Origin of the sequence: Streptococcus sp. 1453, from assembly GCF_013276955.1 — a bacterium.
In the GTDB taxonomy this organism is placed as follows: domain Bacteria; phylum Bacillota; class Bacilli; order Lactobacillales; family Streptococcaceae; genus Streptococcus.
This window is the reverse complement of the sequence record NZ_VMLZ01000004.1, coordinates 125,291-133,244: the sequence shown is the minus strand read 5'-3', so window position 1 is coordinate 133,244 and position 7,954 is coordinate 125,291. Positions and strand designations below refer to the sequence as shown.

Annotated in this window: 4 protein-coding genes; all 4 read right to left on the bottom strand. The window is 43.9% G+C overall.

What is annotated here, in order from left to right; all coding sequences use genetic code 11:
• Nucleotides 1-2,173 (bottom strand): YSIRK-type signal peptide-containing protein (locus HW098_RS03560; protein ID WP_176139315.1); only part of this gene is annotated, 2,173 nt, incomplete at its 3' end.
• A gap of 228 nt (nt 2,174-2,401) precedes the next feature.
• A complete protein-coding gene (locus HW098_RS03555) occupies nt 2,402-4,282 on the bottom strand; it encodes a beta-N-acetylhexosaminidase (protein ID WP_176139314.1) in 1,881 nt (626 codons plus the stop codon).
• Nucleotides 4,276-5,145 carry an ROK family protein gene (locus tag HW098_RS03550; RefSeq protein ID WP_050208544.1) on the bottom strand — a complete coding sequence of 290 codons (870 nt, stop codon included), beginning with the start codon at nt 5,143-5,145 and terminating at the stop codon, nt 4,276-4,278. The genes HW098_RS03555 and HW098_RS03550 overlap by 7 nt, the downstream gene beginning before the upstream one ends.
• An 83-nt stretch (nt 5,146-5,228) precedes the next feature.
• Nucleotides 5,229-7,874, bottom strand: a complete 2,646-nt coding sequence (locus HW098_RS03545) for an alpha-mannosidase (protein ID WP_176139313.1) — start codon at nt 7,872-7,874, stop codon at nt 5,229-5,231.
• Nucleotides 7,875-7,954: the final 80 nt, after the last annotated feature.

Below are 7,954 nucleotides of genomic sequence, written 5' to 3'. Positions count from 1 at the left end.
TCTTAACAGTAACTGTATCCTTGCCTGAACCATCTGCTTTATCGAAGGTCACAACAACCTTATCCGCATGTTCTGGTGCTGGAATCTCAATACCTACATGGTCGGCTGTATCCACTACTGCTGGGACTGGTGCACTTGGTGCTTGCGTTTTCAAGTCATCTCTGGCCTCAATAGCAGCCTCTAAAGCTGTAAGATAATCTGTTCTGCTTTTTAAATCTCCCGAGTCCAACAACCCTTTTATTTCGTCTAATTTTTCTTGATAATTTCGAGTAGTTCCTGGGGTTTTCCTATTCTCATCGCTATTTTGTTGCTTCAACAGTCTGTCATAAGCCTGTTGCAATAATGACTTCGCTATGTGTTTAGTATCCTGAGTTATACTGAACTCTAGTCCAGTGATAGGTAGAGCATAGTGTTTCCACGGAATTTGGTATCCCATACCCAAATGAGTATTATCCGCAGAACTGATACGCACAGTATATTCAGTATATCCGACAGGAATCTCAATATCTTTACTTGTAAATGTACCCGTCCTTCCGTTTGGTCTGTAACGACTTTCGGCTAATTTCTTGTTTAGGGCTTCTGGAGTTGTGGAACCTCTAGGAGTATCAAATTTTGAGGAACTTCCATCTTGAGCCGCAATCACTTGCATATCACCATCTGTTTTGTTATGTGAAGGATCAAAAGTTACACTATAAAGACTGGTAAAGTTGGTATTCTCGCTAGTTCGCCCCAACACTTCAACCTTATATTTGGCTTTACGACCCCCTATATCACCTGTATATCCAGTTTTGAACGAAACTTTTGTAGTTGATCCAGTAGTAGGAGAAAAAGCTTTAAATATTTTTTCTATTCCATTATAACCTTTTAAGCCTCTAGCAACTGTATTTCCTTCACCATTTTCTATATACTTTGTTTTGTCAAATACTTCTTGATCTTTAGTTGCTTCAGTTCTTACTTCTGATAAAAGTAAGACATGCTCATTTCCACGATCTACAACAGATTCTAAAGTCCATGTGGTATTTGTATACACATGCTTTTTTACAGTATTCACTGTCTCAATTGGAAAGACACCGTCTGTTGTTTTTCTTGCAACAGCAAACTTCCCATTTCCTGCTGAATCTCTTACAGCCTTCCACCCTCCGAACTCATCTAATTCTTTTACTGTACCCGGGTCTATACCCTTGGTTGCCGCAACCTGATCTATATCTGCAAGTTTTGTTTCGTTGTTAATTACATCGGGTAAATTTTTTAACGCATTAACTAATGTATCTAAACTCGCATCAGCGCTTGGTGCTGTGTAAGTCTGGTGTGCCGATGGATCAGTATCAGTCGTTGTCTCACCTGTTCGGAATGGATTATTTCTATCTAGGGCTTGTCCATTACGTGGATCATGTTGTCCTGAGTTTGCGATAGAGTTGCTTTCCGTAGCTTTCTCAGTATTGCTTGCTTTCTTACCAACAGTCGCTTTTCCTTCTGTAGTATCTAGTTTAGGACTTTCCACTTGCGCTTTAGGCTTACTACGTAAACCGCTGCTCGCTGTCATAAAGAGTCTTCTATAAGCTTTTGTCAACTCGTCTTGACTTGTGGCTGTTGTTAGGGCAAGTTTTGCTAATTCTAAATGTTCTTTAAGGGTTGCGACACTTTCATCTGTCTTAGTCGCATAGCTACCTGAGGCTAATTTAGCATCAATTTCTGCTACGTAATCTTCCAGCTGTTTTTTATCCAAGTCAGATGTAGCTTTTTCTTCTGCTTTTTCTGTTGCTGAAGCAGTCGATGATACTACTGGCGCTGGAGTGGCAGTAGTAGATGTTTCTTCTTTCTCTTTTGAAACAGTAGGTGATTCGACTGATGATGCGCTTGCATCAGTAGATGTTGGAGTAGTTGTTTCTTCTTGATCTTTCGGAGCAGTAGTCTCACTGCTACCAGAATTTCCATCCAACTGACTGACTACTGGAGTCGCCCCGTAGGTTCCATTCTGGACATCTGGGTCTTTCAGTGGCGAGCCTTGTCTTCCCTCATTAGTTGGGGTTACACCTTGCTCTGTGGCAGACACTGTCCCATTTCCTGGAAATATGAACAAGGCTGCTACTGCAACACTAGCAGCTCCAAAACTAACCTTACGAATCGAAAACCGCAAGCGTTTTTCTCTATCTTCATTACCTTTATAAAACATATATCATTTTGCTCCTTTTCCGATAATTATCGGTTAATATATAATGGAAGGACAAATAAAAAGCCCCCCCCTAAAATATTTATGCATATTTTAGACTGGCATAATTCATTATACTCTTTTTTGTTTTATAAATCAAATGTTATGAACTAAGCTTGGTATCATGCATCTTATCGTGGAAATATAGCGTTTCACGCGAAACACCCTGCGCCAAGCAAGGTGTTCTTGTTTTTAAGTTGTATAAATGGTTGAAGCTGTCGCAATAGTATGCCACTGGTTGGCTGTTGTGGCTGCGAAGTCCTTGTCTGCGTAGAAGTCATTAAATGGCAGAATTTCTACTTCCAGCTCATCGATGCGGTCAAGCTGGCCAGCCAGATAAGCCTCGATACGGCTTTCTGCTCGCTTGATGCGTTGCAAGAGTCCGCCCATACGGATGTCAACTGTATCCAAACCAAAGACCTTGTTTTCTTTAAGCCATTGGTGGCTAAAGAGGGCATGGAAGTCTTCAATTTGGCTTCTGAGTTCTGGTAATTCTTGTCTTGCGATTTCTTGCAGACTTTCCTTATCATTCGCTTGATAGGCTTGACGAATGCGCCGTCCCACATCGACTTTGCTACTTAAAATCTGGTTCAACTGGGTCTGAGTTTCAAAGAGGTAAGCATAATTTCCTGCTTTTTCTTTGATTTCAGCAAGTATCTCAGCAGCCTGAGAGAAGTGCGGTTTGTCCTGTTCAGGTGTCATGTGTCGGTCAAGGATCGGACAGAGGACATCCTGATAAAAGACATAGCGGTTAGGATTGATGCCACTGAGATTGCCTGGTAGATCTGGCAAGAGGTTGGCAAGGTCAATCTGCATGAAATCTTCAACCGATAAACCTGTATTGGTCTGGAAATGAGCAGACAAACAGTCTAGGTCATTGCGATAGCTGAGTTCTGCCCAGATTTGCAAGCTTGGTAGGACAGAGAATTGGGCAGTTTCACCACCATTGTCCCCCCAACCCGTCACGATGACTTCTTTTATCTCATTGGCACGACAGGCTTTATTGGCTTCAATAGCGATGAGGCGGCTGAAATGGTTGTTGGGTGTGAAACCAATCCACTTCCAAGCTCCCCCTGCAAATGCAAGGTCATGGCTAATCTTATGATGATTGCGGAAATTACGGTTGTATTTTTCCTCGCTATCCTGGTAATAGTCCCAGTAAACCAAAGTCACTCGGTCTTTGAGACGGTCTAGGTAGACACGAGTGTCTTCTGGAATTTCCACATCACGGTCGTACTGGCCATCCGCTGACATAAGTTTAAAGAACATATCGCTCCACATCTGGCAGTGGAAAGCATATTTATCAGCAATATCCAGCACGCGCTCCAAGTGTTGGCACATTAGGAGACTACGATCCACAACACCGTTTAAGATGAGATAGCGTCCCAAACCAACCAAGTGGGCTTCGTCCATCCCGATATTGACCTTGCGAGTCTTCAGTTTAGATAGAGTAGCAAACATGCCGTCAATCAGGTCATAAATCTTTTCTTCGCCAATGAGAAGAATATCCTCCACATCACGGAGCTCCTGGACTTCTTTGACACCCCATTTGACGAAGGCTGACAAGTGAGCCAAGGTCTGGATACATGGCACAAAGGTCATGTCAAACTGCTGGGCATAGGCTTCGATTTCCTGCAATTCCTCAGCTGAGTAGGCTCCACGGAAATAGCCAAAGTAAGGCTGCCCTTCAATCTGGTAGGTATCTTCCATGTAGAGTTCAAAGGTTGAGTAGCCCATGAGAGCCAAGACCTCAATCATCTGCTTGGCAGAAGCCACATTCAGCACCGCATTTCGAGAACAGTCTGCCATGTAGGCCAACTCTTCATAAGCCGCCTGCTCCTCAATCCCTACTTTATCACCTTCTGCTAGAGCTGTTACCAACAAGGACAAGGCACGATAAAGTTGGTGAGGTTTGCGGTAGGTCAATTGATAGTGGCCACCCTCACCCTTGATAGAGATAGAGACTTGGTCAGACTGAGTGACAGCCACTTCAACATCTGGTAAAGAAATATGCTTTGTCAGCAAGTCGATTGCCTGAGTTTGTTTGGGACTAAGTCCTGTAAATCTTACCATTGGTTTTCCTCCTGTAGCCAGTTGACAAGGGCACCGTAGAGATTGGCATCTGCATGATAGGTGCAGGCTTGGATAACTGGTGCGACCGTATATTCTTCGTAGGTTTCGACAAATGCATCGACAGCTTTTTTAATCCCTTGAATAAAGTCGGGATTCTGACTGATAGAGCCTCCCAGACTGATGACATCTGGATCAATCAGATACTGGATATTGAGCAAGCCTTGCGCCAAATTGCGGTTCATGCGCTCAATGGCTTCTTGGCAAATGGCATTCCCAGCTGCAGCTTCTTGGTAAATCTTGCGGCCGTCCCAATCAGTCTGACCAGATTTTTCAATCACGTATCGTACCATATTCCCAGTTGACGCTAGTTGCGACCAGTTGTTGAGCTTTTCAGCAGGGGCAAGGGTTGTCATGTAGCCAAATTCTCCACCCAGACCGTGGCGACCTCGGTGCAGTCTGCCATTGATCATCATGGCTCCGCCAATCCCTGTCCCAATCACGACACAGGCTGCATTTTCAAGCTCTGGATGAGCTAGTAATTCACTGAGTCCAACGCAGTTGGCATCATTTTCCAGATGGACAGGAATCTGATAAGAGCTAAGCGCCTCATACCAAGAAAAGCCGTGAATGTAGGGCACCGCACTGAAGCCATCAATCACACCTGTCTCTTGATTGACCGCGCCTGGAACGCTCATAGCAATCCCACTGTAATCCTGTTCTGACAAGCGTTGATCTAGCCACGCTAGTAAATCCTCCAAGTTTTCAGGCGTTGAAATACTTGTCTTATCTAGTATTTTCCCATCAGGAGTCAGACTGGCAAACTTAATCCCAGTCCCTCCGATATCAATCGTTGCAATGGTCATTGTTTTTACCATAAAAAGGGGCGAATCAGCAGTTAGTTCTTACCTTTTCGCCCCTCCTTTCTTTTTATGTTTACTTTTTGAAATTAGATTTCTTCTTTTTTAATCAATTCTGTACGAATTTCTTGTGGAGCCAATAGTCCTGAATGAACTGGGTATGGTCGTTCAAGTAGGTCAAGGAAGAGATGTTGACTTTCTGGTACACGTACATTTTCACTACACATATTGTAGTAACGAAGCACATAGCCTTCTTCATTTTCAGCTACCTTAAAGGCTGTTGGACAGATTTGCGGTAAGCTGAGGGCCGCATGACTCAAGAGGCTACCAGTCGCAGCCACGCTTCCTTCTTGTCTAGCAAGTTGAAGGCTGGTAAATGGTGTCTGCAAGGCTTTGGCGCGACGATAGGCTGAGAAGCGTTCTTGGGATTGGTGGCATTCAAGTGCAAACTCGACTTCAAACTCACGCAAGCATTGTGCTTCTGGTGTTGGGAAGTAACCCCAGTCACCTAGCTCACCTGACGCACGCAGAATGGTCACTGCAATGGTGTCGTCTCCAAGGATTTCATATTCATTCAATCCCTTGTTGGATACAGTCACCCCTTTTTCATCGTCATACAGACTAACAAAGGCTTGTTGGTGTTGAGGATTTTCAGGATTTTCCCATGAAGCTGCTGGTTTGTTTGGTCGTGTCACCACCTCATAGATGCTTTCAGAATCATTGCTTGGACGCGTGTTGTGAGTCTTAACCAAAAGACGGATACGGTGGTCTTTGGCAGTGTTGGTAAAGCGAGTCTTGCAACGGATTTGTGGATTGTCAACGAAGACAGTCAACTCAGTTTCCAGAGGAATGCTTGTCAATTCTTCTGACCGTCCAGCTTCACGCTTCATAAACTCGATGATGCCTTTTTGCTCTTCTTCTAGCTTTTCATCTGCACTGACAGGCACGGTCAATTCATGTTTGAGCAAAATCTTAGCGTAGCGAGCTGTGTTTTCCAAGACCTCGTAGCCCTTAAGCTCTGCAAAGATTGGCTCTGTTCCTTTTGGTTGGAAATAGATATACTCATTTCCAATGTCCCCACGGTCTTCAAAGCGGATAAAGTCTTCATAGGCTTCGTGAGTTGTCTTGTCATAGACTGTGATGTTGTCATCCACACTTACCGTTACAAATGGCGTATCAATCACTCCGTTTTGGTAAATACCGTCGCGGTGTTCTTGCTCTCCTTCCAGCAATTGGAAGGTTGTCCAAGAAAGTGGCGCTAGGTGAACTGGAATGGTCACGCGCACTTGTCGAGCGATACGAGCTTGGCGGAACTTGTCTTTTGGTAAATCATACTCAAAATTAGCCCCAAGGTCTTCAATTTTAGCCTCTACAGGATGCCCACCCAAGTCCTCCACACGATAATTTGGCAAGGTAAGAGCAGCCATCTTCTTATAACCTTCTGTTGGGTGCAATTCCTTAAAATCACAAGTCGCCACATCAATCACTGTGCTGACAGTATCGACCTTATCATGCAAGCCTGTGTTAATAACCGTAAAGAGATAGTCACTCTGAGCTTCGTGAGTTGCAATTTTGCCCTTCCACTCGTTGAGAAGATTGGTCTTGACAAAGGTTCCGACTTGGTTAACCTTGGCAAAACGAGTTTCCATCTCACGGTGAACTTCGTCCACGCTACAGCCACAGATACTATCATGCGGCGCATTTTGCAAAAGAGTTTTCCAAGCATAGGTCAACTGGTCCTTGTGGTTATGACCCCCAGTGATAATCGTCAAGGGTTCTACAACTTGCTCTAGGAGGTTGCTATTTTCTTGGAAGGCTTGTTTGAGATAAATACGAGATGAAGAAGTGTTGGCAAGTGTGTACCAGCCGTCTGTTTCCTGACTGGTCAACTCACCTATAACCGTTGATAATTGCTCTGGTAGGGCACTTTCCACGGCTTGGACATATTCATCAAAAGAACTATGAACAAAGGTTACATCTGGGAAGAGTTCATTTGCCACACGAATGGCTTCACTCAGATTTTTCTGGACAGGCTGGTGGTCACAGCCGTTCATCATCAACCACTGGTTGGTCGAAGCATAGTCACGCACGTCTGCCAGTTTTTGTTTCCAGAAGGTCAAGGCCTCTTCTTTATCAACTGGGATTTCATTCCCATTACTGTACCAGTTGGCAAAGAGGATACCGAGGACACGACTTCCATCCGCACCCTGCCAGTACATTTCTGAAAACTGGGAAGTAAACTGCTCATCTTCAAGGACTTGGTTATCAAACCCAATCGGCTTCACACCACGCCCAAAGGCTGCCACGTGAATACCTGATTTTTGAAGAATTTGAGGCGCTTGTCCCATATTTCCAAAGGTATCTGGGAAGTAACCAATCTGGGTTGATTTGCCCCATTTTGCACATTCTGCTTGACCAATCAAGGTATTGCGGACGTTGGCTTCACTTGAAATCAAGTAGTCATCTTGCAAGATGTAAAAAGGACCAATTTTAAGTTTGCCTTCGTCGATGTATCGTTGGACTTTGTCGCGATTTTCAGGGCGAATTTGCAAGTAGTCATCAAGGACAATAGTTTGTCCATCTAAATGGAAACTCTTGAACTCAGGATCATTTTCAAAAAGATCAAAGAGATTGTCAAACAATTCCACCAACTGCATACGGTGGCTTTCAAAAGGCAAGTACCACTCACGGTCCCAGTGACTATGTGAGATAATATGTACGACAACATTTTCCATGAAGTAAAACCTCATTCTAAATTTAAATTTTTATTGTTAACGTTTTTGGATGTAAATTTGTGATTCTTTCCAAGAATCAG